The sequence below is a fragment of the Zeaxanthinibacter enoshimensis genome (assembly GCF_004362865.1).
Taxonomy (GTDB): Bacteria; Bacteroidota; Bacteroidia; order Flavobacteriales; family Flavobacteriaceae; genus Zeaxanthinibacter; species Zeaxanthinibacter enoshimensis.
Genome location: NZ_SNYI01000001.1, coordinates 876,094 through 901,547, shown reverse-complemented (window position 1 = coordinate 901,547; position 25,454 = coordinate 876,094). Strand labels below are relative to the sequence as shown.

The following is a 25,454-nucleotide window of genomic DNA, read 5'->3' as shown; positions in this document are numbered from 1 at the left end:
TCCCCGTATAACATGAGCTCAGTACGCTTTTGATAATTTGATAACTTACCAGGGCTTTAGACCTAGCAATCGCTCTCCCAAAGGAGATAATTTAGCAGTTTCGTATTTCTCCTGTTCCCAATTCCTAGGATCCCCGGGAAATGCATAGCCCTGGGGAGCCACCCTGTTTTTCCAGGAATGTACTCTCCAATCTCTCATGGCCGCATTTTCCTCCTCTGCAGGCATCATCGAAATATATTGTGCAATCCGGACCTTATTCTCCGATTTATTGGGCCTTATCCCGTGGGGCAGAAGGCTGTTGAAGATCAGCAGGTCCCCTGCTTCCATGGTCACTTTGACCAGCTTATCTTCCAGGCCAGTAATATCCGGCTTAAAATGATCCCGGTCTTCCGGCTGGGTTCTTTTCCAATCATCGTAATTCCTGTACAGCCAGGGAATACACTGGAAACCTCCCATCTCTTCATCCAATTGGTCCGCCAGGGCAAGTACCCCCTGTACATTCTGGGGTTTTGTTTCCGGGTCATAATCCCAATGAATAAATCCTTTTTGTTCATACCCCGGCCTGTTCGGAAAATTCAGGTTAGCCCGGTCTATGGTCACCCATAGCTTCCCGGTGCCCCACACATCCACAAAGGCATCATAGACTTTCTTTACCTGCCGGTTGTTCCACAGCAGCTGGTGGTTGTAAACCTCTACCATGCCTGTACCAGCGAGTTCCTTCATGCGCATTTCCGCACGGGGAGGCGTATACCAGGTATTAACATCTTCAGGGTCTTTCTCCTCAAATTCCCACAGGAACCTCGCGGTGTGTGCTGCCTGCTCCCTGGGGACGGCATTCTTCACCACGATATATCCATTTTCCTTCCAGAATGCCCAATCTTCCTCGCTGAGTACCCTCAGTCCTTCTCCATTCCTCCTGTCATTCAGCTTCAGTCTACTGCTGGTAGCGGTGGAAGGGTTACCGGGTATATCCTTATGCGCCTTATTTGCCAGGTCTGGATTGGTGTTTTTCATTAGGTAAATGTATGCGGATAGGACATTTAAGATACAAATTTTTTACCCTCGCCCCTGCCATGTATAAAAAGAATCACCCCGACCAAAACGGCCGGGGCGATCCCTAACTAACTAACCAACTAAACAAACAAAACAAACTTTTATACTATTCTTTTACAGGTCTTTTGCGTTCTACTTTCATCTCCGGCAATTTCTCCCTGCTGCGTTTTTTACCCGGATCCGGGGATGTGCTTTTCAGGTACTGCACGAAACCTCTTCCCCTGAACTCATAAACCGTGCCACTTTCCGGATGATACAACTCTATGGTCTGGTCGTTAATGACGTACAGTTCAAAATAGTCTTCTCCCATATAATCATAATCCAGGGTTAGGGTTTTGAGCCCGGGATCTCCGGGTATATTGAACACCCCGTAATCTCCTTCATAATCCCAGATTATTTCTCCCGGTTCAAGACCTGGGCCATCGACTGAAGACCTGAAAAAATCACCTTGCCCGCCCGAGAGGAATTGCAGGTAATTTTCCTCATCAAATTCGTTAAATGCACCCTGCTGGCTTGTATATACTTTTTCCCAAGCATCGTATTCCTGTAAAAAATACCGGATATTGTCAAGAAACAGGCCGTCATAATCAAAGGCCGCCCGCTGGTATCCTTTCAGGAAGTACGAGGTGTCGGTGGCTGCGCTGTACAGCTCTATGGTATTACCGTTTACGGCAAACACCTCCAGTAACCAGCTCCCGTCCACATCGTGAGCGATCTCTACAATGCCCCTGAGGGTAGCATAATTCCCCACGTCTATCCCAAGACCTCCCCCTGTCTTTCCGATCCCGACCAGGTTATTGTTGGCCATGAGCACTCCCCTGTCAAAAGTCACCGTAAAGGCCCTGTCCAGGAATGGAACAGATCCGTTGCCCTGGGTGGCGGTGATATCCACGTACCAAAGGTCATAGGACTCCAGCACCTGCCGGGTATTTAGGGCAGAAGCCTCAATATAATTGTCCTGTACCAACACTTCCCGGGTACAGGAAGTAGTAAAACCGACCAGGAGTATCACTGCAAGTAGTTGTATCGTTCTCATACTCTTTAATTTACAAGCACAGAAACAAGCTTCGTGCCAAACTCATTGTTTGCACCGGCATGAACTATAAGGTTTTCGCACTATTTTAAGTACTTTTGCCGCTCATCCTGTATACACAGATACTGCTCTATGGATAAGAATTTGAATTTTGCGGTGATTGGTGGTGGCAGCTGGGCCACCGCTATCGTTAAAATGCTTTCGGAAAACCTGGATAAGATCTACTGGTACGTAAGAAGTCCGGAAACTGTAGCCTATATCAGGAAAAACAAACACAATCCCAATTACCTCAGCTCTGTTGAATTTCATACAGAACAACTGGTCCTGACCAGCGACATGAATGAAGCCGTTGCAGCAGCTGATATCGTGATCTTTGCTATTCCGTCGGCCTTCCTTGTTTCAGAGCTGGAGCAACTAACCGTTTCCATGAAGGATAAGATCATCTTCTCGGCCATTAAAGGGATAGTTCCGGAAACCGGGAAAATTGTCGGGGAGCATATTCACGAGACCTATGATATCCCCTTCCGGAATATAGGGGTGATCACCGGGCCCTGCCATGCGGAAGAAGTGGCCCTTGAGCGTTTATCCTATCTCACTATTGCTTGTGCAGACGAAGAAAAAGCCAAGTATATGGCTAAACGCTTACAAAGCGATTATATCAGGACCAAAGTATCTAAAGATATCCTGGGAACCGAATACGCGGCGATGCTTAAGAACATATATGCGATCGCTGCCGGGATCGCCCATGGCCTGGGGTATGGCGACAACTTCCAGAGCGTACTGATGAGTAATGCCATCCGCGAGATGAAGCGGTTCACCAAGCGGATCTACAAGATAGACAGGAACATAAATGATTCAGCTTACCTGGGAGACCTCCTGGTAACCGGGTATTCAACCTTCAGCCGGAATCGCATGTTCGGGAATATGCTGGGCAAAGGCTACACGGTGAAGAGTGCCATGATGGAAATGAAAATGGTAGCCGAAGGATATTATGCCACCAAGGGAGTTAAAAAACTGAAAGCAGATATGAAGAAGCGGGTCAAGACCCCGATCATTGATGCTGTATACGAGGTACTTTACGAAGGAGGCAATGCAAAGAAAGTGTTCCAGAAGCTGACTGAAAAACTGGACTAACCCCGACCACCCGGATTAAATTACCGGGACACATTACTGTATATATTCTTTTTCAACGAAGTATTGAACAATGGCTTCTTTCATCAGGACAGACTGCTCCCCAGATTTAAGTACCGGCAGCATTTCCTTTACCTTGTAGTGCGGCCATCCTTCATCATCGTAAAAATCAAACTCGTAATACCCATAGGGCTCCAGCAACCTGCATATAGCTATATGCATCAGGTTGATCTTCTCGTCCTTCTTAAACTTCCGGTGAATCTGTCCTAATTCCTGGACTCCTACTAGATAAATGATCGCATCCAGCTCCAGGGGATCCCCGTCAGAGAACTGTGCAGAAAGTTTTTCGACCAGTAACTCCCAGCGCTCCTTCAGTTGTTGATCTCTTACCATTATCCGTGATCTTATTTAAAGCACCTTCCCCGAAAGGGTTAGCATACTGTATTGTTAACGGGCCCAAAGGTACAAATCTAAGTACTATATTTGCGCAAACACCGGCATGTCATTTCTTGATATCGTATTGGGATTACTACTGCTCTGGGGGCTTTATAAAGGCCTCAGGAACGGGCTGATCATTGAGGTGGCCACTTTGGTTGCCCTGATCGCAGGGCTCTATGGTGCTATCCGCTTCTCTTACATCACCGGGCAATACCTGGAAGAACATATGTCCTGGGATCAGCAGTATATGAACCTCATCGCCTTCATCATAACGTTTATCCTTATCGTCCTGGTTGTAAACCTGCTTGCCAGGCTGCTGACCAAAATTGTGGATTTCGCCTTAATGGGTTGGTTGAATAAATTGGCGGGAGCTGTTTTTGGCACCCTTAAAATTGCCGTGATGCTGGGCACCCTGTTACTTTTCCTGGAAAGAGCCAATACTTCTATCAAATTCTACCAGGGTACTGAGCCCTCAACTTCGGTCCTATACGCACCACTTCGCGACATCGGCGCCCTTGTATTCGAGAAAGTGATCCCTGAGATCACGGAACCGGAAACAGAGAAAGAGTTACAGTTCTTGTAGGAAAAGTAAACGCATTTCACCGATTTTAAGTGCTTTTTATCCCATAACCGTTCATCGGGAAAGGTGCATAAAATATAGATGTACGGCACACAAGATGCAATACCTCGGTCAAATTGGGTCGCTAATCGAAAAAAATACCTCCTTTTCTTACATCAGGCTGCCCGCGCCTAGTTTTGGTTACAGAATCAGCAGACAATAATGTTCGTGATTCCCCCAAATTAAAAAGAACGTTAACCAAAAGTTTTCCCCATGAAAAAATATCTACTTCCACTCGCGATAGCTTTTACGGTTCTACTGAATACCTCTTGTAGTAAAGAGACTGTTATCAACTTCCAGGACGATAGTGCATATGAAATAGGTTCTATCGAGGCAGAGGCCGGAGCCGATAACCAGGTTGATATTGAAAAAGCAATACTGGAACTCACCAATGAGCATAGGTTAGCTATGAACTCCAATACGCTTAGTTTTAGTCCTGCTGCCTACGAAGAGGCCAACAAGCATACAGATTATATGATCAGTAAAGGAAAACTGAGCCATGATAAATTCCAGGAAAGGGCCTATAAGATTTCTACCAAGGTAAAAGTAAAACAGGTTGCCGAAAATGTGGCTCGCCACTATGACACCGCCCAGGAAGCTTTTGAACACTGGTTGGGCAGCCCGGATCACCGCAGGTCCATAGAAGGGAATTACACCCACACTGCAATCAGTGTGAAGGTAGACAAGAATGGCAAGTTCTATTTCACCCAACTCTTCTATCGTTAATAGCCCGTATAAAGTAAGGAATGCTTATTTTTAAATGCTGTATCCCTCTTAGGCGGGATGGTAATTCCCTGGGCTGAACCGGGAACTACCGGCAGTTTCAAAACAGATAGAAATGAGTATTACCCCCCCTTTTAATCTCGGAGAGTGGATAGAGGAAAACCGCGAAAGCCTGAAGCCACCTGTCGGCAACAGGAACCTGTACAAGGATGCCGGTGACTATATCGTGATGATCGTTGCTGGTCCTAATGCCCGGAAAGACTACCATTATAACGAGACCGAGGAGCTTTTCTACCAACTGGAGGGAACCATTGAAATTCACGTCCAGGTTGACGGAAAGAAAAAAACCATGAAACTTGGCCCGGGGGATATCTACCTGCATCCGGGCAAAATACCCCATTCACCGGTGCGCCATGAAGGATCTATCGGTCTTGTCGTGGAGCGGAAGCGAGCAGGCATGCAAGTGGATGACGGGTTAATGTGGTTTTGTGATAACTGCAACCATAAACTATACGAAGCTTATTTTTCCCTGGAAGATATTGAGAAGGACTTCCTGAGGCATTTTGAGCATTTCTATAGCTCTCGGGAATTGCGCACTTGTGATAATTGCGGAACCGTAATGGAAGCGGACGAACGTTTTCTGGCGGAAAAATAGCCGGCAGGCCGGGGCGCGATGGCTATTACCCTCTGTATCAAACCTTAAAAAAACACTTCAAAGTTCTAGGGTCCACTTCTTTATAAACACCTTAAGTTTTGTAGCTTTGTGAGAATCTCACAAATATTCTAAAAAAGTTACAAAATGTCACAAATAGCAGAAGCAACAGGAATACAATCTGCCCTGGAAAAACTGGGCATTCTCGAAATTAACGAAGGGAGTTCTACCGGTTCAGAAAACTTTTCCTCCGGGGAACTCATCTCTTCTTATTCCCCGGTTGACGGCGCCTTGATCGCGAAAGTCAAATCGACTACAAAAGAAGATTATGAAAAGGTTGTACAGACAGCTTCCGAAGCTTTCCAGAGCTGGAGGAAAAAGCCTGCTCCTCTTCGTGGCGAAATTGTGCGTCAGATCGCAGAAAGACTCAGGGAACTGAAAGAGCCCCTGGGGAAACTGGTCTCTTACGAAATGGGTAAATCATACCAGGAAGGTCTTGGAGAGGTCCAGGAAATGATCGATATCTGTGATTTCGCCGTCGGGCTATCACGTCAACTGCACGGGCTTACCATGCATTCTGAAAGACCGGGGCACCGTATGTACGAGCAGTATCACCCGTTGGGCATTGTCGGGGTTATTTCTGCATTTAATTTCCCGGTAGCAGTCTGGTCCTGGAACACGGCCCTGGCGTGGGTTTGCGGCGATGTCTGTGTTTGGAAACCTTCCGAAAAGACTCCATTATGCGGGATTGCCTGCCAGAATATTGTGGCCGAAGTTTTTAAAGAAAACGGATTACCGGAAGGCATCTCCTGTCTCATCAACGGGGATTATAAAGTAGGTGAATTCATGACCCATGATAAAAGAATCCCCCTGGTTTCTGCTACAGGTTCTATCCGGATGGGTAAGATCGTAGCCCAGGCTGTGGCGGCCAGGCTTGGTAAGTCTCTTTTAGAGCTGGGTGGAAATAACGCTATTATTGTCACTCCGGATGCAGATATTAAAATGACCGTAATTGGTGCGGTATTCGGGGCGGTCGGAACCGCGGGGCAGCGTTGTACGTCTACCAGGAGACTGATCGTACACGATTCTGTTTATGACAAGGTGAAGCAGGCTGTAGTAGACGCCTATAAGCAACTGAGGATCGGGAACCCGCTGGATGAGAACAACCACGTAGGACCGCTTATCGATAAAGATGCCGTATCCAAGTACCAGGCAGCGCTGGAAAAAGTGGAGAAAGAAGGCGGGAAGATCATTGTGGAAGGCGGAGTGCTTTCCGGAGAAGGTTATGAAAGCGGATGCTATGTAAAGCCCGCAATCGCCGAAGCTAAAAACGATTTTGAGATCGTACAGGAAGAGACCTTTGCTCCTATCCTTTACCTGATGAAATATTCCGGGAATGTTGAGAACGCAATCGCAATGCAGAACGGGGTTGTTCAAGGCCTGTCTTCGGCCATTATGACCAATAACCTCAGGGAGGCCGAGGCTTTCCTATCGGTGGCAGGAAGCGACTGTGGTATTGCCAATGTGAATATCGGAACTTCCGGGGCAGAGATCGGAGGCGCATTCGGTGGTGAAAAAGAAACCGGCGGAGGAAGAGAATCCGGTTCTGATGCCTGGAAAATTTACATGAGGCGGCAGACAAATACCATTAATTACACCACAGAACTACCCCTGGCACAGGGAATCAAATTTGAGCTGTAATTAAAAGTTCGTTCCTATTAAATTTAAACCCTGGCATCCGCCGGGGTTTTTTAATGCCCTGCACGTAGTGCCGGCAACCGGTATAACCTTCTGTCCTTACATGTATTATTTATTTTTAATACATTGTAGAACAAACACAAAACCAACCGATTATGGAAATTGAATCTTTAGGCTTGCTGCACTGGGCCCTGCTGGTCCTGGTGGGGATCACGGGCGTCGCTGTAGGTTTCTACCTGGGCAAAGGGAATAAGAAAAGTGGTATTGACCCTGAAGTCTATACATCGCTTGAAACGAGAAACAAGGGCCTCCAGTCAGAACTTGATGCCTGTCGCCAGGAGGTGGCCAGGCTCGGCAGTGAAGCCCCGACAGAAGAGATCGGTTTTGATGCCGCTGCCGCCAAGGCTGTTTTTGGAAAACGGGTCAAAGAAAACGATCTTAAACTCGTCGAAGGAATAGGCCCCAAGATAGAAGGACTCTTCCATAATTTTGATATCAAAACCTGGAAGGACCTCTCTGAGGTTACAGTAGACAGGTGTTACGAAGTCCTTGGTTCAGGAGGAGACCGGTATAAGATCCACGACCCTTCTTCCTGGCCAATGCAGGCAAGAATGGCCTACCAGGGAGACTGGAAGGCGCTGCACAGGTGGCAGGTAGAACACAAGCACGGTAAGCTATAGTGTCCCGTTAGCTTCTACCCATTTAAATTGGTACTGATCTTCGGGGAATTTCATTCGCTCCGCGATTCGTTCCAGTCGTGCCGGCAATTTAACCAGGTAATCCCTCGCCTTCTCCGCTTCGTCATTAAGGCTCCTGAGATTTTCAATATCCCAGTAGGTATTCAGTTTCTGAAGGATCTCTATATAATCCTGGGACGTATAAACTCCTAATCGCTGGGCACAATTTGAAAAGTTTTCAAAGGCCGTTCCTATGGTGCCCCCAGATTCTCTTAGGAAATGAGCGGGCATTACGATCTTCATTTTCATCATATGGGCAAAAGCCATGATCATCCCGTTGGGGTCATGCTCCAGTATCGTCTTCACAAATTCGCGGTAAGCCAGGTGGTGACGCATTTCGTCCCCTGCAATAATGGTACACATTTTCCCCAGCAGGGCATTTCCTTTCTTCTTAGCCATCTGGCCCACCCTTTTATGAGAAATGTTGGTGGCCAGTTCCTGGAAACTGGTGTAGACAAAATTCTTGTAAGGATCCCTGTCTGTACCAATGTCAAAGCCATCGGCCAGCAAGTGTTGTGTGGATACTTCCATCTCGCGCATATTTACACGCCCGGATAAGTAAAGGTATTTGTTCAGCACGTCGCCATGACGATTTTCTTCCGCGGTCCAGGCCCTGACCCATTTGGCCCATCCTGTCTCCTCTTCTGCATGTTGGTTAATTCCCTCCACATCCATCAACCAGGATTCGTAGGTAGGTAAGGCCTCCTCGGTGATAGTATCCGCTACCATGGTCACCCAGAAATCATAGCCCAGTTCTTTAGATTCTTCACGCAGTTGTTCTACCTCATCAAGAAACTTATCCCCCTGCGGATCCGGTAAAAAATCCGAAGGTTGCCATATATCTTCGACAGGAATCAGGAAAGAGTCCATATAATCCTGCACCTTAGGCTCAATAGCCTGCATTACTTCTAGTCGTATATTCTTCGTAGCCATTTTATCCGCTTATATTTTACAAAGTTCGCATATAATATACTGAATCCATCATAAAAATATACCAATCTTTAGTTCCTGCCGCTCTCCTCAGGGTACAGGGTATGTACCGGGTCGCTCTGCCAAAATTCTTTGGTCGCTATATCCAGGATGGTCAACGGTCCCTTAAAGGCCGCTCCTGTATCTATGTTCCAAACATTCCCCGCCTGCTGGGGCGTTGTCTTGCCAATCCTTGTGACCGGGGTATGGCCGATGTAGATCTCCTTATAATTCTTTAGCCTGGGAGGGTAACCGGGGTCATCCCTGTCTAACGAGGGGTTCAGTGCCATTGCCATCTCCCACAAGGTACGGTCCCAGTAAAAATTGAAGTTCTGGTATTCGTGGGTAACCCCTTTAAGGTTTGTAAACCCTGCATGCAAAAAGAGGTATTCATTTTCTTTAAGGAAATAGTCTTCTAATTGCTCGTAGAATACCAGGTGTTGCGCTTGTATATCCTTTCCCCATTTATGGTAAGAATCCATGGTCGCCTTTCCCCCGTGTTGCTCCCAGAGAGGATTTTCCTTTCCTGTCCGCAACCAATCTGCACAAAGGGCATCGTGGTTTCCCCGGAGAAGGACACAGTCGTGGGTTGTATTCAATTCCATCAGGTAATTCACGGTCTCCACCGCATGACTCCAACCATCTACATAATCTCCTAAAAATATTAACTTATCCTCGGGGGTAACTTCTGCCCGTTCAAGCACTTGTTCCAGTGCTCTTAATCCGCCATGGATATCACCGATAACTAAATTTCTCATATCACAAAAATCGGAATTCCTAAGTGGATTACCATATTTCTGTTTTTAAAAAGCTAGGGAATTACCGGTAAGAGCACAATCCACCAGAAACTCTATCGATTGAGACAATTTTTGAATGGCATTTACCCTTAATAATTTGGAGTACCTTATATTTTCTGCTTACTTTATATCCTTAAGCCTTCTTAAAAATGAAAAAGGTATTCTGTATTGGTGAAGCCCTGATCGATTTCGTTGCAGAGCACCAGGGAAACGACCTTGCTAAAGCCAGTGATTTCACAAAAAAAGCCGGTGGAGCACCGGCAAACGTGGCCTGTGCGATCGCCAAACTGGGAGGCCGCAGCAGTTTTATAGGCAGTGTGGGGTCTGACCCGTTCGGAACTTTTTTACAGCATATCCTGGAAACCCATGAGGTAGATCTCAGCTTTATGGAAAGAAGCGAAACCTTTACTACGCTGGCGTTCGTCTCTATTGCAGAGGACGGTGAAAGAGATTTTGTTTTCAGCAGGGGCGCAGACCGGGAACTTGTTTATAACCCTGCGATTAAATCCCTTTTTAAGAATAATATGGTACACCTGGGAGCCGCTACCGCCTTGCTCGGGGGCACCCTGGAAAAATCCTATGGGCATTATTTCTTTGATGCCCTGACCCAGGATGCTTTTATCAGTTTTGATCCCAACCACCGGGCAGACCTGTGGAAAAACAGGGACAAGGAATTTATACGTAAATGCCTGCCTTATATAGAAAAATCCCACCTCTGTAAATTCAGCCTGGAGGAAGCAAGGCTCCTCTCGGGAAAAGAAGACCTTGATGAGGCCTGTAAAGAATTGCACAAATTGGGCACCAGGATCATCACCATTACCCTCGGAAAAGATGGTACATATGTCAGTGCCCCCAGCGGTACATTTACCGTCCCCAGCATCCCGGTCACCCCGGTGGATACTACCGGTGCAGGCGATGCTTTTATCGGCTGCCTGCTGTGGCAGATCTCTACCGTGGATTCGCGCGAACCTCTCTTCCGGGACGCCCGGCTATTGCAGGATATGGTAGCGATTGCAAATAAGGCCGGGGCCATCACAACAACTAATTTCGGGGCCATAGAATCGCTCCCAACCCAGCGACAACTACAAAGTTGATATGAATCAGACCGCCATACACCGGCTCCTGGCTGAGTACGAAGAAAAACAGATTACACCCGCCCGGAGTGAAGAACTTTTCAGGCTGAGGCTGGCAGCAAACCTCAGCATCATCAAACACCTTTTCTCTTCGCTTTACCCTGAGGATGAACATCCCGGCATGTTTGATAAGCTTGTAAACCGTTTACCCCTGCTCTTTTCCAAGCGGCCAAAAGAACTCAGGGCACTTGACCTGGAACGCACCTATGGGAGGAATGATCACTGGTACCAGTCTGAACAGCTGGTAGGAATGCAGCTTTACGTAGATCATTTCAGCGACAACCTGCCCGGACTGATCAGCCGCTTACCTTATTTTGAGGAACTGGGGGTAAATTTTCTTCACCTGATGCCCCTGACGACGAGACCGGCAGGAGAAAACGATGGCGGGTACGCAGTAAACAGTTATACAGAGATCGAGAAACGCCTGGGCAGCAAGAAAGACTTACTACGTCTCACCAAGGAGATGCGGAAAAGGGGAATGTACCTTATGCTGGATTTCGTAGTGAACCATACATCGGACGAATTCAGCTGGGCACAAAAAGCAAAACAGGGAGACAGCAGGTACAGGGATTATTACTACACTTACCCGGACCGGGATATCCCCGACCAGTTTGAAAGAACTATGCCTGAGGTTTTCCCCGAAACTTCTCCCGGCAATTTTACTTATAATCCGGAAATGCAACACTGGGTGATGACGGTCTTTAATAAATACCAGTGGGACCTGAACTACGCGAACCCCGAGGTGTTTATTGAAATGATCAGCATTTTGCTGGAAAAGATAAACTACGGGGTGGATGTCGTTCGGTTTGATGCCCTTGCCTTCCTTTGGAAAAAGCTGGGCACCAGTTCACAGAATCTTCCTGAAGCGCATATGCTTATCTCCCTCTTCAGGTTATGTATGCAAGTGCTTGCGCCGGGGGTTATTATACTTGCCGAAGCCATTGTTGCTCCCAAGGATATCACCAAGTATTTCGGGAACGGCATCCTTGAAGGGAACGAATGTGATGTTGCCTATAATGCCAGCCTGATGGCATTGTTATGGAATTCTGTCGCTACCAAAAAGACCAACCTGCTTTACAAAAGCCTGAGATCTGTCCCTGAAAAACCGGATAGTGCCACCTGGATCAACTACGTCCGCTGTCATGACGATATCGGCCTGGGCTATGATGACCAGTTGATCGAAGAATTGGGCTGGAATGCACAAAGCCACAGGAGGTTTCTCCTGGAATACTATTGCCAGAGACTGCATTGGTCCCCTGCAAAAGGGATGATGTTCATGTACAACCCGAAGAATGGTGATGGTCGTATTACTGGTTCTACAGCTTCCCTCTTAGGATTGGAGAAAGCACTGGAATTGCAAGACGAAGAAATGAAGTCACATGCTATTGCCAAGATATTACTGCTTCACGGGATCATCCTGAGCTTTGGAGGCATCCCGATGATCTATGCAGGAGACGAGATAGGCACCCTGAACGATTACTCCTTCCTTCAGATACCGGATAAGAAAGAAGATACCCGCTGGCTGAACAGGCCCAGGCAGAACTGGGAAACGATCGCGGAACTGGGCGATAGTAAAAATGAGACTGCTGAAATTTTCTACCGCCTGAAACATTTGATTTCCTTGCGAAAAGAACTGCCGGTCCTGGCAGACCGCAACAACCTGCAGTTGCACAACACCGGCAATCCCCATATCCTGGCCTATGAAAGAACCGGCCCCGGAGAGAAAGGCTTGCTGGTAATCTGTAATTTTGATGAAGCAGAGCAGGTCATTGATGCCGGTTGGGTACATTCCCTGGGTTATGGACAGAACTCCGGTTTTAAGGATCTTATCAGTGGCTCCCGGGTGGAACTCAGCAGCGGCTTACTTCCCCTGCCTGCCTACGGGCAGTTATGGATTGTTAAGGACTAACTGTATTTCATTTTGCGCAGTACCCGCAGGGATTCTTTCAGGGAGAGATAAACGTCTGCATCATACCTTTTCAGTATATCCCTGGCCGATTCCAGTTGTTCACGGGCTTCTTCAAAACCATTGAGATAACAGATCAGGAATGTAGCTGGGAGATGGGTAAGGTCTATTTTTTCTGAAGGCTTCAGTGGAATCCCTTTCTCCAGTTTGCGAATAAGCGCCTTGTTGGCATTATAGATGTGGTGCAAGGTCTTCCGGTCATATTGAGGAGGATCAAAGATTAGTTCGCTCTGGATCTGGTACATCCCGTTCTCCTGGAACAGTATATCCACTTTCTCCAGGGGATAATATTTTTGCTGGTTTCCAAGCCCTAACTGGACATACTCGACGATCCCAAAGGAATCCTCGTCATAGCTGATGCTTATCTCATCCAGGGCAGAATAAAATAATTTAACCTGTTCATTGATCAGTTCTATGTCTACCCGGGAATAGTAGACCTGCCCATTGGCCCTTTTCTGGTGTCCTGCCCAGCAGACGACAAATTGCTCTTTAAAGACCTTGTAACTACTCTGCAGGTCTTTGTGCCTGTGGTTAAGAAAATCTATGACCCCGTCCAGGGTAAGTTCAATATTGTTCCTGGCATGAAGCTCTATGGTGGCAACCGCTTCAGAATTAATGTCGTGCAATTCTATCCCGTAGGCCTTTGGCAGGCTGATACTTCCTTCCCTGAAGAATACCGCGCCCCCGTAATACTTCCAGATGTTCTTACGCAGGGAACACACCTTCCCGTTAGACCGGATGGTGACAAGCCCAACAACCTTACCTTCGGGCAGATGCGGAAACGGGATGTTCTCATAGGCGATCCGCGGGGGATTATCAAGATAGGCATTGACCAGGTTCTGGATCTTACTGTCGTCAAAAAAATCGACTCCCACTATTTTGTTGTCCTCGTCCTCTACACCAATAACTATGAAAGAATTATTATTTGGGTTAGAATTCGCCAATGCACAAACATGCTTCAGGAATTTTGCCTTCCCTTCCCGTTCCCCAATATTGATGAATCGTTTCTTGTCGTAGAAACTGTTCTCGTCATTATGGGCGAGCAGGTTTTTAACAAGAAGGCGTTTATTGATCATAGATCTTTCTTCACTTGTGTGCTGCTGGCCTGGGCCGTGGGCATTACGACCAGGTCCGCGATATTCACATGCGGCGGTCGGCTGACCGCGAAATAAAGAATGTCTGCAATATCTTCCGGCAGCAGGGGCTGGTATCCCTGGTACACTTTCCCGGCTCTTTCTTCATCTCCTTTAAAGCGCACCTTGCTGAACTCAGTTTCCACCAGGCCGGGGTTTATCGCCCCGACCCGGATACCATAGGCATTGAGATCCATCCGCATCCCCTGGTTGATCGCATCCACAGCGTGTTTACTGGCACAATAAACATTGCCATTGGGGTAGACTTCTTTCCCGGCAGTGGAACCTATGTGTAGAATATGACCTGCTTTCCGCTCTGTCATCTGGGGCAGTACTGCTTTAGTCACATAGAGTAATCCTTTGACGTTGATATCAAGCATCGCATCCCAATCTTCCAGGCTGCCTTCTGCGATGGGATCCAGCCCGTGAGCATTCCCGGCATTGTTCACCAGGATATCGATCCTTGAAAATTCGGGCGGAAGACTTCCGATGGCGAGGAATACCGCTTCCTTGTCCCGGACATCAAAATTCAGGCAGTGAACCTCGGTATTTTTACCCAGTTCCGCGGAAAGCTCATCCAGCCGGTCCTGCCGGCGGCCGCAAAGTATCAGTCGTAACCCTTCTCTGGCAAATTTTTCAGCTGTCGCTTTTCCTATTCCACTGCTTGCGCCGGTAATTAATGCTGTTTTCTTCATAATCTGTCAGGGTACTTTGTGTCCTTGGGCGGCTTCGAGCATGCGAAACCAATCTTCCAATTCAAGTTCTATAGAGACAGCGTGGGTTGCTTCGGTAAGCCTGTCGGCCCGAGTAGTTCCCACGACGGGGTGAACCTCGGCAGGGTGCTTTAATACCCACGCCAGTAACAGCTGTGTCTCGGTTGCATTGTATTTATCTGTCAGGCTTTCTAGCACTTCCTTTATCCTTCCTGCCTGCTCTCCCTGTTCCGAGAAATACCCTCCCAGTGGGCTCCAGGCCATGGCATAGCGTTTATTGGCTAGGCAGTCATCCAAAGTTCCGTCATACATCACCTTATCAGCAGTCAGGGAAAACTCGACCTGGTTCGCAGCCACCGGTATTACGGATTCGATCAATTTCACCTGCGAGGGTGTAAAGTTGGAGAGTCCGAATGCCCTGATCTTGCCATCTTTTATCAGTTGTTCAATGGCGGCAGCGATCTCCTGTGGGTGCATCAGCGGGCTGGGCCTGTGCAATAGGAACAGGTCCAGGTAATCAGTCCGCAGACTGGAGAGAGACTGCTCTGCGGACCAGATGATATAGTCTTTACTGTAATTGTAATGTTTGATGGTATTATCCCTGTTTTCACAGACATATTGTATCCCGCATTTACTGATCAGCTGAATATGCTCCCTGCTGATGCTGCTCCCGGCAAACGCCGCCCCGAAATCCGCTTCGTTTGTATACCCGCCATATATATCTGCATGATCAAAGGTAGTGAGTCCCAGCTCCAGGCAATGGTGCATCATCGCTTCCATTTCCTTGGCAGTATATTTTTTGCCCCAGCTACCCCAGGTCATGGTGCCTGCTATAATCCGGGAAAACAGTAATTTGTTATTTTTCATACAAGGAGTATTTGTTATTTAGATACGAGGGCTTCCATGCGGCAGTCTGTAATTCGCCTCGTGAAGAGAACAGTGCAGAGGGGCGCAGCACCCTGATAAACCGGTTGGCCTGCCAATGGGATGAAATTATAAAATAAATCCCTTAAATCCTTCATAAAACTCGGGGGTTTCGGCTATTTTTAACCAATCGTTAACAGGCATTATATAAATTAATTTTGAATTTCGCCCTAGTATCTACCAACTACAACCAAGAGATATTATAATACTTACATATGGAAGACAATACAGCTGTGGATATAAGCGCGGTGAACGAAAAGATAGCTCAGGAAAGCGCCTTTATAGACCTGCTCAGGTTGGAAATGAATAAAGCCATTGTCGGGCAAAAACACATGGTAGAACGATTGCTGATCGGTCTGTTGGGACAGGGGCACATCTTACTTGAAGGAGTACCCGGACTTGCCAAGACCCTCGCGATCACCACGCTTTCAAAAGCCGTTAAAGGAAGTTTCAGCAGGATACAATTTACTCCGGACCTGCTTCCTGCAGACGTAGTAGGTACGATGATCTACAATATCAAGGAAAATGACTTCTCCATAAAAAAGGGACCCATCTTTGCCAATTTTGTTCTGGCTGATGAAATCAACAGGGCACCGGCCAAAGTCCAGTCTGCCCTGCTGGAAGCAATGCAGGAACGGCAGGTGACCATTGGGGATGAAACCTTTCCCCTGGACCAGCCATTTTTAGTAATGGCCACGCAAAACCCTGTTGAACAAGAAGGAACCTATCCCTTACCGGAAGCCCAGGTAGACCGGTTTATGCTGAAGACCGTTATAGACTATCCAAAACAAAACGAGGAACAACTTATCATTCGCCAGAACCTTAAAGGCAGCCCGGCGGATATAAAGCCTGTCATCACTCTGGAACAAATCAAGAGTGCCCAGAAAGCAGTACGTGAGGTGTATATGGATGAAAAGATCGAACAGTATATCCTCGACCTGGTTTTTGCCACCCGTTATCCTGAAAAATACGATCTGGCCGAATTAAAGCCTCTGATCAGTTTTGGCGCCTCTCCCCGGGGAAGCATCAATATGGCGAATGCCGCCAAATGCCATGCTTTTATCAAGCGTCGTGGTTATGTAATTCCCGAGGATGTCAGGGCAGTAGTTCACGATATCCTGAGGCACAGGATAGGCATAACCTACGAGGCAGAAGCAGAAAATATTACCTCGGAAGAGATCATTAACCGCATTGTTAACGAGATCGAAGTTCCTTAGTGGGTTCGGCTGATTTTTGGCCCGGGTATCGCAACTGTTCTTCTGAACCATACCTTAAACCTTGACCACTTATGGACACCAAGGAATTACTCAAGAAAGTACGTAAAATTGAAATAAAGACACGGAGGTTGTCCGACCATATCTTTGGTGGGGAATACCACTCTACCTTCAAGGGTCGGGGAATGACCTTTAGTGAAGTAAGGCAATACCAGTTCGGGGACGATGTGCGCTCCATAGACTGGAATGTTACTGCCCGTTATAACGAACCTTTCGTAAAAGTTTTTGAGGAAGAACGTGAACTGACCATGATCCTCATGGCAGATATCAGTGGCTCCGAGCTTTTTGGGACAAAATCGCAATTCAAAAAAGAGATCATCACCGAGATCTCGGCTACCCTTGCCTTCTCCGCTTTGCAGAACAACGATAAGGTTGGCCTAATTTTATTCACTGACGAAATAGAGCTCTTTATCCCCCCAAAGAAAGGTAAGAGCCATGTACTCAGGATCATCAGGGAATTACTGGAGTTTCAGCCCAAGAGCAGGAAAACTGACATAAGCGGGGCTCTGAAATTCCTTAGCAGTATCATGAAGAAAAAAGCGATTGTCTTTGTGCTGTCCGATTTCCTTGCGGAGGGTTACGAACAGAACCTGAAGATAGCCGGGAAGAAACACGACGTTACCGGGATCCGGGTCTTTGACGAACGCGAGACCGAAATCCCGAATCTCGGGATGCTTCCGGTCAGGGATGCGGAAACAGGAGAGGTAAAACTGGTGAATACAGCCTCTAAAAGTGTACGGATGTCCTACGGGCAGTACTATAAGGACCGGGTTACTTATTTCCGGGAGACCTTTGCCAAATCCGGTTGCGGGGTACTGAGTTGCCGGGTGGATGAGAGTTATGTGAAAAAACTATTGGGATACTTTAAACAACGTTCATGATCGGTTCAGGAAGACACATAGTAAGGCCGTCCCGCATTGCCCCGTATTTTTACGGGCTGACCTTCACCTGCCTGCTATTCTTCTGCTGTACCCTGCTCAGTGCTCAGGAAACCCCTAAAGTGTACGGTGAAGCAGACACCACGGTTATCAGGATAGGGGAGCAGATCAAGTATTCCATCTTTGTTGAAGCCGACACCACCGACCAGGTAATTTTCCCGGAAGGGCAGACCTTCTCCCCCCTCGAAACGGTCGAGGCTTTCAAAACCGATACTACCCGGTCCGGCAGTCGTATGATGCTGCAGAAAATGTATGCCCTGACCCAGTTTGATTCGGGTTTCTATAAACTTCCGGTGCAGCGGATAGATATCAACGGGAAGGGTTATTTTACGGATTCCCTGCTGATCGCTGTCAATACGGTCCCGGTAGATACGGTAAACCAGGGCATGTACGACATAAAACCCCTCATGGAAGTAGACCGGAATTATTCCGATCTCTGGAAGATCATAGTGTGGGGATTATTGTCCTTAGTTCTCCTCGCAGCGGTCCTTTACTGGTTTGTGTTCCGGAAGAAACCACTGACCGAAGAAGAGAAAGCAGCTCTTTTACCTCCCTATGACCGGGCACTTCTGGAATTGAAGAAACTGGAAAATTCGCGCTACCTTATCCAGGATGATTATAAGCAGTACTATTCAGAACTTACCGATATTCTCAGGTCATACCTGGAAGAAGATGTGCACATTACCGCATTAGAGAGTACGACGGGGCAACTGCTGCTTAAGATCGAACTCCTTCGCGATGCAGGGGAACTCAAACTGGACGACCAGACCCTGGAACAGTTCCGGCGTATTCTGGAAACGGCAGATCTTGTGAAATTTGCAAAATCCAAACCCGATCCTTCTGCAGCACAAAGAGACCGGGACATAGTGGAAGAGATCGTTGTAAAGACCCACGAGGGTATTCCGGAGCCTACTGAAGAGGAATTACAGTTACAGGAAGAATACAGGGAACAGCAGATCCGTAAAAAGGAATTGAGAAAGTGGTATATCGCGGCAGCTTCCCTTGTACTGCTAATGATAACAAGTGCGGTTTTCGCGATCTCCTATTACGGGTTCGGTTATGTGAAGGACTCTGTTCTCGGACACCCATCAAAAACACTGCTCGATGGGGAATGGGTAAGCAGTTCCTATGGTTTCCCCCCGGTACGGCTTCAGAGCCCGGAGGTACTGTTGAGACAGCAGGATGAAATAAAACCCGAAGACAAGTCCCTGATCCAACAGGAGCAGAATTTTGAGTTCAGCCTGCCGGATCACTGGTTCGTCATGGGAACGATCTCCCAGACCCTTAAGGAACAAAAAGCCCCGGAGGTCCAGAAAGATATCGACGAGCTTCTGAAGAAATGGACCGACCAGGGCGCCAGGAACCTGATCACAAAACAGGAAGAATTCACCACGGGGAATGGAGTTAAAGGCATAAAAATTTACGGCAGCGGTTCTTTCCGCGAGCCCGGTGGTAGTGATACCCGGAGAGGACAGTACGCCATTTTTATTTTTGGCGGCGAGGGGTTCCAGCAACAGGTTTATTTATCATGGCTGGAAGATGACCCTTATGCAAAGGAAATAGTAGAGCGGGTGATCAACTCCATAGAAGTTAAAACAGAAAGCTGATGTTTGAAGGGGTCGAATTTGCAAATCCAAATTTCTTCTGGCTGTTACTTTTACTGCCGGTGGCCGGGTTGTGGTATTATCTGAAATACCAGAAAGACCGTGCCACACTTCGTATGCCCAGTACCTCGGCCTTTGGAAAGCAGGGTATACTGCCCCGTCTTAAACCGGCACTTTTTATAATGCGGCTTCTTGCACTGGCCGCCATAATTACCGCCCTGGCAAGACCACAGACCTCGGATGTCTCCTCCCGGACCAAGACCACCAGTGGGATCGATATCGTTATGGCCATAGATGTCTCATCCAGTATGCTGGCGAGAGACCTGAAGCCTAACCGCCTGGCAGCGCTCAAGGAGGTGGCGGCTGAATTCATTAAGGAAAGACCCAATGACAGGATCGGGCTGGTGGCCTACGCCGGAGAAAGCTATACGAAGACCCCGATCACCACAGACAAATCTATTGTTCTCAATGCCCTGGGTGAGATCACCTACGGGCAACTAAACGATGGTACTGCCATCGGGATGGGACTGGCAACCGCCGTCAACCGTTTGAAGGAAAGTAAAGCAAAGAGCAAGGTTATCATTCTCCTGACTGACGGGGTGAACAATTCAGGTTTTATCGAGCCCCAGACCGCCGCAGACCTGGCAGTGGAATTCGGCATCAAGACTTACACCATTGGACTGGGAACTAACGGAAACGCCCTGTCCCCTGTAGCCTACAACCCTGATGGTTCTTTCCGTTACGGAATGCGGCAGGTAGAGATAGACGAACCATTGCTAAAAAGCATTGCCTCCCTTACCGGAGGTCAGTATTTCCGGGCGACGGACAACAAGAAACTCGAAGCTATTTACGACGAGATCAATAAGCTTGAAACAACAGAAATTGAAGAGTTCAAATATTACCAATACGAGGAAAAATTCCGTGCCCTGGTGCTGTTGGCGGGAATTTTGCTTTTATTGGAATGGGTTCTCAGGCATACTGTTTTCAGAAGTTTTATCTAATAATATCAAGGAAAGAAAATTTATAACATGGTCCAATTTGACGAGACATCCTATTTCTACCTCCTCCTGGTAATACCGGTACTGGTTCTGGTATATATAGTGGTGCAGCTGTGGAAAAGGAAGACCCGGCAGAAATTCGGCGACCTTGATCTATTGCGACGTCTTGCACCGGACACCTCCCGTTTTAAACCCCTGCTGAAATTCCTGGTATTCATTACGGGTCTGAGTTTCCTTGTGCTCGGCCTTGTAAATCCAAAAATAGGAACCCAGCTGGAAACAGTTAAAAGGGAAGGGGTAGATATCGTGTTCGCTGTAGATGTATCCAGGAGTATGCTCGCTGAAGATATTGCACCTAACCGCCTGGAAAAATCCAAACGCCTGGTATCCGAGATCATTAATTCGCTCGGGAGTGACCGGGTAGGGATTATCGCTTATGCTGGCCAGGCCTATCCACAGTTACCGATCACGACCGACTATGGTGCTGCTAAAATGTTCCTGCAAAGTATGAATACCGAAATGCTTTCCTCCCAGGGAACTGCGATCCATGAAGCCATTGAACTGGCCACCACATATTTTGATGACGAACAGCAGACCAACCGGGTGCTTTTCATAATATCGGATGGGGAAGACCATGCCGAAGGATACCCGGCCAGGGCCGTGGAACAAGCCCTGGAAAATGGCATCCGGGTATTTACAATAGGTGTGGGTACACCTAAAGGTGGGCCAATCCCCCTGAGAAGGAATGGAGTAGTACAACAACTTAAGAAGGATGAAAACGGCGAAGTCGTGATCACCAAGCTGGACAGGCAGTTACTGGAAGAAATAGCACAACAGGGAGAGGGTGCATATATAGACGGCACAGATACCCAGGAAGCAGTAGATGCCATTGTTGAAGCATTACAGCAAATAGATAAGACAGAATTTGAAGCTAAGCAGTTCGCAGAATTTAAAGACCAGTTCCAGTGGTTTTTGGCTGCAGCCCTATTCTTCCTATTTTTAGATATTTTCCTGTTAGAACGTAAAACCGAATGGCTGAGAAAACTTAACCTGTTCAACGAAAAGAACGTAGAGTAAGATGAAAAACATAATATTCCTGATATCATTTTTGCTTGTGGTCCCTGCTATTGCCCAAATGGGTGAAACGCAGCAGGAAGATGAGAAGGCTGTGAAAACCTCTAAAAACCTAACGTGGGAAGCCAATGAGGATTTACAGGAAAACGAATTTGTATCTGCCGAGGCTAAATACCGAAGGGCTATCGATAAAAGTAAAACAAACGTAGCAGCCCCCTACAACCTTGGAAATGCATATTATGAAAGGGATAGTTACCTGGAAGCATTTGGGAGGTTCAAAGAGGCCGGGGAAAATGCAGCTTCTAAAGCCGAGAAGCACAGGGCATATCACAATATGGGAAATGTCTTTATGAAAAACAAGGAGTACCAGAAGGCTGTCGAAGCCTACAAGGAAGCTCTGAGGAACGATCCTACAGACGAGGAAACCCGGTATAACCTGGCATTAGCCAAGGAAATGCTGAAGAAACAACAGCAGGAACAACCAGAGAACCAGGATAAGGAAGATCAGCAGGATAAAAAAGAAGAGGAGAACCAGGACAAGGAGGAGCAGGACGGAGGCGACCAGCAGGATAACAATGACCAGCAGGACGAGAATAAAGGAGATAAGCAGGACGGGGAAGACGGCGACCAGGGAGAACAGGAAAAAGAAGAGAATAAAGAAGGTGATGGGGAAGAGAAGCAGGAAAAGAAAGAACCTCAGCAAAGCAATCAGCAGCAGCCACGCCCCAACCAGCTATCGCCCCAACAAATAGAAAACCTGCTCGAAGCCATGCAGAATGAAGAAAAGAAAGTGCAGGAAAAAATGGATGCCAAGAAAGTAAAAGGCGTACCCCTAAAAAATAAAAAGGATTGGTAATGGTTATGCGAAAAAGCTATATTCTACTCCTTTTTTTTATAGGCTTAGTGTGTTCCCTGCTAAACCCGGTGGCCGCACAGGATGCAGATGCAGTTACCTTTGAGCTGCAGCTGAGCAAGGATAAACTCGGTATCAATGAAAGGTTAAGAGTAGATTTTACAATGAACAAGGATGGGGATCATTTTACCCCGCCCGATTTTGAAGGTTTCCGCGTGGTCGGCGGACCTTTGCAGAACATAAGTTCTTCCTGGGTGAACGGGGTTCGCTCCTATTCCAAAACCTACTCCTATACCCTAGCCCCAACAGCCAGGGGAATTTTTACGATCGGGCAGGCTACCATTGAAATTGATGGTGAACTCTATAAATCCCTGGAAAAAAAGGTTGAAGTCACTGCAGCTGTTGACAAACCCAGTGACCAGATGACCGCAGACGATATTGCCGGGGAAAGCCTGCATCTCGTGGCAGAAGTATCCAAGACCGATCCTTACCTGAACGAGGCAGTCAGCGTGGTCTATAAACTCTATGTCAGCCCTTCGGTGAATGTTTCCAATTTCAGGCCGTTGGATAATCCCAAATACAACAATTTCTGGAGCCAGGATATCCCGGTGACCCGCTATGATGTACAAAACGGCACCTATGACGGTAAACCTTATCGCTACGTTATATTAAAAAGAGTGGTCCTTTATCCCCAGAAAGACGGTAAACTCGAAATTGAACCCCTGTCCCTGGAGGTGACCATAGATGTCCCTACCAATAAAAGGGATTTCTTTGGGGGCAGGATCTTTACCCAGACCAACAGGACCGTATCGGCCGGGAAGAGGACGATAAATGTAAAACCCCTGCCCTTGGCCGGAAAACCTTCTGATTTTAACGGGGCTGTGGGAGAATTCAATCTGTCGGTAACCACCAGCAAGACCGAGCTCAACGCTTCAGAATCCCTGCAGGCGGTAGTGGAAGTTAAGGGTAAGGGCAACCTGAAGTTATTCCAGTTGCCTGATCTCAGCCTACCGGGCGCGCTTGAAGTCTATGATCCTGAATTCGATGAACAGGTACGCACAACGCTTTCCGGGATGCAGGGTAGCGTCAGCAACCACTATACAATTGTTCCGGACACCAAGGGTAAGTACCCAATCCCCGGAATCAGTTTCAGTTATTTTAATCCGCGGACCGGGAGATACAAAACACTGCGATCTGATGAAATTATCATCAATGTCCTCTCCGGCCCGGCTACCGGCCGCTACGAGAACAGCGGCTCCGGACCAGTAAAGCAGTCGGTGGTGGGTGCGGATAACCAGTTCCATTTCCTGAAGACACAGCCCGGGCTGAAGCCAAAGACCGTGAATCATTTCTTTGGCTCCCTGAGTTTCTGGCTCTGGCTTTTCCTGCCGGTGATCTTGATTCCAATTGCCATTATGTTTGGCAAGAGAAGAGAAGCGATCGCCAGGGATGTGGCAGGGAACAAGATCAGGAAAGCGAACAGGCTCGCCCGGAAATACCTCTCTAAGGCTAAAAGGGAACTTGGACAGAAAGAAGCTTTTTACATCGCTTTGGAAAAGGCGTTGCACAATTACCTCAAAGCCAAATTAAAGATTGAAACCTCGGAATTCAGTAAGGATAAGATCGCTTCACTCCTGGAAAAAAGAGAAGTGGATGCAGACACCTCTGAGCGTTTTATCGGACTGCTGAAGAACTGCGAGATGGCACGGTACAGTCCATTTTCTAACGTACAGATGCAACAGGATTACCAGGAAGCAAGTGAAGTTATCTCTTCAATGGATAAACAACTGTAACTATGAAATACGTTTATACCCTTGTTTTATTCTTTTCTCTCTTCGGCCTCATGGCCCAGAACGAGGCGATATTTGATAAAGCTACCAAGGCATATAATGAGGGCAATTACGAAGAGGCAATCACGTATTACCAGCAGATCCTTGACTCCGGACAACACTCCGCCGCACTCTATTATAACCTCGGGAACAGCTATTATAAGCTTAACGAGATCGCTCCAAGTATCTATAATTTTGAAAAGGCCTTAATACTGGCCCCCGGGGACCGGGAGATTTTGGAAAACCTGGAGTACGCACGCAATATGACACTGGACGACATAGATGCAGTCCCGGCGACCGGGATCAGCAGGTTTGTAAATTCCATCACAGGCCAACTGAGCTTTGACCAATGGGCTGTCGCAGCCATAATCTTTGGAATATTGTTCGTGATCCTGTATATCGCATTCTACTTTTTCCGTTTTACTACCCAGAAAAGAGTGGCCTTTATCGGAAGCCTGGTCGCGTTGTTCTTATCCCTGCTGTGTGTTGTCTTTGCTTACACGGAATACATGGATTACAAGTCGGATAACCCGGCCATCATCTTCGAGGAAGAAGTGGTCGTACGCGCAGAGCCAAACCAGAGAAGTTCAGAAGCCTTTGTGCTTCACGAGGGGACTAAGGTCCAGGCCCTTGAAGAATTGGATGGCTGGCAGAAGATTCGTTTAGCCGACGGAAAAACAGGTTGGGTTCAGGGCAATGCCATGCGCTTGCTAAAGGATTATTGAGGCTTACTTACACAATATTCAGGATTTACTCCTATTTTTGTAAATCTTAAAAAAACGAATGCGCTCTAGAATCATTACATATTTCTGTATCCTATGGGTATTCTCCTTACTCGCACCGTCGATAGTGACTTTGGTGAATGAGGATGCCATGGGGATTGTAATGACCATTACCGAAGAAGAAACCAAGGATACCAGTTACGAGTTGGTTCAGAACCTTGTCAACCAGGAGGGACTTACCAGTTTCTTCCAATTTGCAGACCTGGCCAAAGAGACGCCATTCTATAATGATCTGAGAATTTCCCAAATGGGCTGGGAGATCTTACTGCCGCCCCCCAAGGTAAAGGTGGCATAACTACCCCCATTATTAACCTTTTCCCTTGCCTTACAAAAGGCAGGGTTAACATAATTACTTATAATTTTATATAACCTTACCTGTGAGT

At 47.3% G+C, this 25,454-nt stretch carries 25 protein-coding genes; 17 read left to right on the top strand and 8 right to left on the bottom strand.

The window, feature by feature from the left end; translation table 11 throughout:
* Nucleotides 1–45: 45 nt before the first annotated feature.
* Nucleotides 46–1,014 (bottom strand): phytanoyl-CoA dioxygenase family protein, encoded by a 969-nt coding sequence (locus tag CLV82_RS03935; RefSeq protein WP_133642982.1) that lies wholly within the window; start codon nucleotides 1,012–1,014, stop codon nucleotides 46–48.
* Nucleotides 1,015–1,159: 145 nt separating this feature from the next.
* Nucleotides 1,160–2,089 (bottom strand): nicotinic acid mononucleotide adenyltransferase, encoded by a 930-nt coding sequence (locus CLV82_RS03930; RefSeq protein WP_133642981.1) that lies wholly within the window; start codon nucleotides 2,087–2,089, stop codon nucleotides 1,160–1,162.
* Nucleotides 2,090–2,218: 129 nt separating this feature from the next.
* Between CLV82_RS03930 and CLV82_RS03925 the strand changes: the two genes are divergently transcribed.
* Nucleotides 2,219–3,220, top strand: a complete 1,002-nt coding sequence (locus CLV82_RS03925) for an NAD(P)H-dependent glycerol-3-phosphate dehydrogenase (protein WP_133642980.1) — start codon at nucleotides 2,219–2,221, stop codon at nucleotides 3,218–3,220.
* Nucleotides 3,221–3,253: 33 nt separating this feature from the next.
* On the opposite strand, the gene CLV82_RS03920 is transcribed toward CLV82_RS03925, so the two are convergent.
* The gene (locus CLV82_RS03920; protein WP_133642979.1) at nucleotides 3,254–3,610 is read right to left on the bottom strand and encodes a hypothetical protein; all 357 of its coding nucleotides are present in this window, start codon (nucleotides 3,608–3,610) and stop codon (nucleotides 3,254–3,256) included.
* A gap of 106 nt (nucleotides 3,611–3,716) precedes the next feature.
* Here CLV82_RS03920 and CLV82_RS03915 point away from each other — a divergent pair, with 106 nt between their 5' ends.
* From CLV82_RS03915 to CLV82_RS03895, 5 genes are all read left to right on the top strand, one after another.
* The gene (locus CLV82_RS03915) at nucleotides 3,717–4,238 is read left to right on the top strand and encodes a CvpA family protein (protein WP_133642978.1); all 522 of its coding nucleotides are present in this window, start codon (nucleotides 3,717–3,719) and stop codon (nucleotides 4,236–4,238) included.
* 249 nt (nucleotides 4,239–4,487) lie between these two features.
* Nucleotides 4,488–5,000: a CAP domain-containing protein gene (locus tag CLV82_RS03910; protein ID WP_133642977.1), complete on the top strand. Its 513-nt coding sequence runs from the start codon at nucleotides 4,488–4,490 to the stop codon at nucleotides 4,998–5,000.
* A 112-nt stretch (nucleotides 5,001–5,112) separates the two neighbouring features.
* Nucleotides 5,113–5,652, top strand: a complete 540-nt coding sequence (locus CLV82_RS03905; RefSeq protein ID WP_133642976.1) for a 3-hydroxyanthranilate 3,4-dioxygenase — start codon at nucleotides 5,113–5,115, stop codon at nucleotides 5,650–5,652.
* A gap of 144 nt (nucleotides 5,653–5,796) precedes the next feature.
* The gene (gene amaB, locus CLV82_RS03900) at nucleotides 5,797–7,350 is read left to right on the top strand and encodes an L-piperidine-6-carboxylate dehydrogenase (RefSeq protein WP_133642975.1); all 1,554 of its coding nucleotides are present in this window, start codon (nucleotides 5,797–5,799) and stop codon (nucleotides 7,348–7,350) included.
* Between the two features lie 152 nt (nucleotides 7,351–7,502).
* Nucleotides 7,503–8,027, top strand: a complete 525-nt coding sequence (locus CLV82_RS03895) for a hypothetical protein (protein ID WP_133642974.1) — start codon at nucleotides 7,503–7,505, stop codon at nucleotides 8,025–8,027.
* Here CLV82_RS03895 and CLV82_RS03890 read toward each other — a convergent pair.
* Both CLV82_RS03890 and CLV82_RS03885 read right to left on the bottom strand, forming a co-directional pair.
* Complete coding sequence (locus tag CLV82_RS03890; RefSeq protein ID WP_133642973.1) at nucleotides 8,022–9,017, bottom strand: acyl-ACP desaturase; 996 nt, start codon at nucleotides 9,015–9,017, stop codon at nucleotides 8,022–8,024. The genes CLV82_RS03895 and CLV82_RS03890 overlap by 6 nt on opposite strands.
* Before the next feature lie 68 nt (nucleotides 9,018–9,085).
* Entirely contained in the window at nucleotides 9,086–9,811 is a 726-nt protein-coding gene (locus CLV82_RS03885) for a metallophosphoesterase family protein (protein WP_133642972.1), read from the bottom strand.
* A 188-nt stretch (nucleotides 9,812–9,999) separates the two neighbouring features.
* Here CLV82_RS03885 and CLV82_RS03880 point away from each other — a divergent pair, with 188 nt between their 5' ends.
* Together CLV82_RS03880 and CLV82_RS03875 are read left to right on the top strand one after the other, a co-directional pair.
* The gene (locus tag CLV82_RS03880; RefSeq protein WP_133642971.1) at nucleotides 10,000–10,944 is read left to right on the top strand and encodes a carbohydrate kinase family protein; all 945 of its coding nucleotides are present in this window, start codon (nucleotides 10,000–10,002) and stop codon (nucleotides 10,942–10,944) included.
* 1 nt (nucleotide 10,945) lies between these two features.
* On the top strand, nucleotides 10,946–12,892 hold the full coding sequence (locus CLV82_RS03875) for an alpha-amylase family glycosyl hydrolase (RefSeq protein WP_133642970.1): 1,947 nt from the start codon (nucleotides 10,946–10,948) through the stop codon (nucleotides 12,890–12,892).
* Here the strand turns inward: CLV82_RS03875 and CLV82_RS03870 are convergent.
* Genes CLV82_RS03870 through CLV82_RS03860 form a run of 3 tightly spaced genes read right to left on the bottom strand, consistent with a single transcriptional unit; the run spans nucleotide 12,889 to nucleotide 15,662 of the window.
* Nucleotides 12,889–14,025, bottom strand: coding sequence for an ATP-binding protein (locus CLV82_RS03870; RefSeq protein ID WP_133642969.1), 1,137 nt, complete (start codon nucleotides 14,023–14,025; stop codon nucleotides 12,889–12,891). The genes CLV82_RS03875 and CLV82_RS03870 overlap by 4 nt on opposite strands.
* A complete protein-coding gene (locus CLV82_RS03865; RefSeq protein ID WP_133642968.1) occupies nucleotides 14,022–14,777 on the bottom strand; it encodes an SDR family NAD(P)-dependent oxidoreductase in 756 nt (251 codons plus the stop codon). The genes CLV82_RS03870 and CLV82_RS03865 overlap by 4 nt, the downstream gene beginning before the upstream one ends.
* 6 nt (nucleotides 14,778–14,783) lie before the next feature.
* The gene (locus CLV82_RS03860) at nucleotides 14,784–15,662 is read right to left on the bottom strand and encodes an aldo/keto reductase (protein ID WP_133642967.1); all 879 of its coding nucleotides are present in this window, start codon (nucleotides 15,660–15,662) and stop codon (nucleotides 14,784–14,786) included.
* Between the two features lie 272 nt (nucleotides 15,663–15,934).
* On the opposite strand from CLV82_RS03860, the gene CLV82_RS03855 reads away from it, so the two are divergent.
* The 9 genes from CLV82_RS03855 to CLV82_RS03815 all read left to right on the top strand — a co-directional run bounded on the left by CLV82_RS03855 (nucleotide 15,935) and on the right by CLV82_RS03815 (nucleotide 25,366).
* Nucleotides 15,935–16,936 carry an AAA family ATPase gene (locus CLV82_RS03855; RefSeq protein WP_133642966.1) on the top strand — a complete coding sequence of 334 codons (1,002 nt, stop codon included), beginning with the start codon at nucleotides 15,935–15,937 and terminating at the stop codon, nucleotides 16,934–16,936.
* Between the two features lie 71 nt (nucleotides 16,937–17,007).
* On the top strand, nucleotides 17,008–17,874 hold the full coding sequence (locus CLV82_RS03850; RefSeq protein WP_133642965.1) for a DUF58 domain-containing protein: 867 nt from the start codon (nucleotides 17,008–17,010) through the stop codon (nucleotides 17,872–17,874).
* Entirely contained in the window at nucleotides 17,871–19,538 is a 1,668-nt protein-coding gene (locus tag CLV82_RS03845; RefSeq protein WP_243744135.1) for a hypothetical protein, read from the top strand. The genes CLV82_RS03850 and CLV82_RS03845 overlap by 4 nt, the downstream gene beginning before the upstream one ends.
* Nucleotides 19,538–20,536 (top strand): vWA domain-containing protein, encoded by a 999-nt coding sequence (locus CLV82_RS03840; RefSeq protein ID WP_133642964.1) that lies wholly within the window; start codon nucleotides 19,538–19,540, stop codon nucleotides 20,534–20,536. The genes CLV82_RS03845 and CLV82_RS03840 overlap by 1 nt, the downstream gene beginning before the upstream one ends.
* A gap of 27 nt (nucleotides 20,537–20,563) precedes the next feature.
* Nucleotides 20,564–21,610: a VWA domain-containing protein gene (locus CLV82_RS03835; protein WP_133642963.1), complete on the top strand. Its 1,047-nt coding sequence runs from the start codon at nucleotides 20,564–20,566 to the stop codon at nucleotides 21,608–21,610.
* A gap of 1 nt (nucleotide 21,611) precedes the next feature.
* The gene (locus tag CLV82_RS03830) at nucleotides 21,612–22,463 is read left to right on the top strand and encodes a tetratricopeptide repeat protein (protein WP_133642962.1); all 852 of its coding nucleotides are present in this window, start codon (nucleotides 21,612–21,614) and stop codon (nucleotides 22,461–22,463) included.
* Nucleotides 22,464–22,468: 5 nt separating this feature from the next.
* Nucleotides 22,469–24,253: a BatD family protein gene (locus CLV82_RS03825; protein ID WP_133643454.1), complete on the top strand. Its 1,785-nt coding sequence runs from the start codon at nucleotides 22,469–22,471 to the stop codon at nucleotides 24,251–24,253.
* 2 nt (nucleotides 24,254–24,255) lie between these two features.
* Entirely contained in the window at nucleotides 24,256–25,014 is a 759-nt protein-coding gene (locus CLV82_RS03820; RefSeq protein ID WP_133642961.1) for a tetratricopeptide repeat protein, read from the top strand.
* A 58-nt stretch (nucleotides 25,015–25,072) separates the two neighbouring features.
* Nucleotides 25,073–25,366 carry a hypothetical protein gene (locus tag CLV82_RS03815; RefSeq protein ID WP_133642960.1) on the top strand — a complete coding sequence of 98 codons (294 nt, stop codon included), beginning with the start codon at nucleotides 25,073–25,075 and terminating at the stop codon, nucleotides 25,364–25,366.
* The last annotated feature ends 88 nt before the right edge of the window (nucleotides 25,367–25,454 follow it).

Excerpts from the sequence above, each read along its gene's own strand:
- CLV82_RS03935 (WP_133642982.1), bottom strand. The coding sequence starts at position 1,014 with ATGAAAAACACCAATCCAGACCTGGCAAATAAGGCGCATAAGGATATA.
- CLV82_RS03930 (WP_133642981.1), bottom strand. The coding sequence starts at position 2,089 with ATGAGAACGATACAACTACTTGCAGTGATACTCCTGGTCGGTTTTACT.
- CLV82_RS03925 (WP_133642980.1), top strand. The coding sequence starts at position 2,219 with ATGGATAAGAATTTGAATTTTGCGGTGATTGGTGGTGGCAGCTGGGCC.
- CLV82_RS03920 (WP_133642979.1), bottom strand. The coding sequence starts at position 3,610 with ATGGTAAGAGATCAACAACTGAAGGAGCGCTGGGAGTTACTGGTCGAA.
- CLV82_RS03915 (WP_133642978.1), top strand. The coding sequence starts at position 3,717 with ATGTCATTTCTTGATATCGTATTGGGATTACTACTGCTCTGGGGGCTT.
- CLV82_RS03910 (WP_133642977.1), top strand. The coding sequence starts at position 4,488 with ATGAAAAAATATCTACTTCCACTCGCGATAGCTTTTACGGTTCTACTG.
- CLV82_RS03905 (WP_133642976.1), top strand. The coding sequence starts at position 5,113 with ATGAGTATTACCCCCCCTTTTAATCTCGGAGAGTGGATAGAGGAAAAC.
- amaB (WP_133642975.1), top strand. The coding sequence starts at position 5,797 with ATGTCACAAATAGCAGAAGCAACAGGAATACAATCTGCCCTGGAAAAA.
- CLV82_RS03895 (WP_133642974.1), top strand. The coding sequence starts at position 7,503 with ATGGAAATTGAATCTTTAGGCTTGCTGCACTGGGCCCTGCTGGTCCTG.
- CLV82_RS03890 (WP_133642973.1), bottom strand. The coding sequence starts at position 9,017 with ATGGCTACGAAGAATATACGACTAGAAGTAATGCAGGCTATTGAGCCT.
- CLV82_RS03885 (WP_133642972.1), bottom strand. The coding sequence starts at position 9,811 with ATGAGAAATTTAGTTATCGGTGATATCCATGGCGGATTAAGAGCACTG.
- CLV82_RS03880 (WP_133642971.1), top strand. The coding sequence starts at position 10,000 with ATGAAAAAGGTATTCTGTATTGGTGAAGCCCTGATCGATTTCGTTGCA.
- CLV82_RS03875 (WP_133642970.1), top strand. The coding sequence starts at position 10,946 with ATGAATCAGACCGCCATACACCGGCTCCTGGCTGAGTACGAAGAAAAA.
- CLV82_RS03870 (WP_133642969.1), bottom strand. The coding sequence starts at position 14,025 with ATGATCAATAAACGCCTTCTTGTTAAAAACCTGCTCGCCCATAATGAC.
- CLV82_RS03865 (WP_133642968.1), bottom strand. The coding sequence starts at position 14,777 with ATGAAGAAAACAGCATTAATTACCGGCGCAAGCAGTGGAATAGGAAAA.
- CLV82_RS03860 (WP_133642967.1), bottom strand. The coding sequence starts at position 15,662 with ATGAAAAATAACAAATTACTGTTTTCCCGGATTATAGCAGGCACCATG.
- CLV82_RS03855 (WP_133642966.1), top strand. The coding sequence starts at position 15,935 with ATGGAAGACAATACAGCTGTGGATATAAGCGCGGTGAACGAAAAGATA.
- CLV82_RS03850 (WP_133642965.1), top strand. The coding sequence starts at position 17,008 with ATGGACACCAAGGAATTACTCAAGAAAGTACGTAAAATTGAAATAAAG.
- CLV82_RS03845 (WP_243744135.1), top strand. The coding sequence starts at position 17,871 with ATGATCGGTTCAGGAAGACACATAGTAAGGCCGTCCCGCATTGCCCCG.
- CLV82_RS03840 (WP_133642964.1), top strand. The coding sequence starts at position 19,538 with ATGTTTGAAGGGGTCGAATTTGCAAATCCAAATTTCTTCTGGCTGTTA.
- CLV82_RS03835 (WP_133642963.1), top strand. The coding sequence starts at position 20,564 with ATGGTCCAATTTGACGAGACATCCTATTTCTACCTCCTCCTGGTAATA.
- CLV82_RS03830 (WP_133642962.1), top strand. The coding sequence starts at position 21,612 with ATGAAAAACATAATATTCCTGATATCATTTTTGCTTGTGGTCCCTGCT.
- CLV82_RS03825 (WP_133643454.1), top strand. The coding sequence starts at position 22,469 with ATGCGAAAAAGCTATATTCTACTCCTTTTTTTTATAGGCTTAGTGTGT.
- CLV82_RS03820 (WP_133642961.1), top strand. The coding sequence starts at position 24,256 with ATGAAATACGTTTATACCCTTGTTTTATTCTTTTCTCTCTTCGGCCTC.
- CLV82_RS03815 (WP_133642960.1), top strand. The coding sequence starts at position 25,073 with ATGCGCTCTAGAATCATTACATATTTCTGTATCCTATGGGTATTCTCC.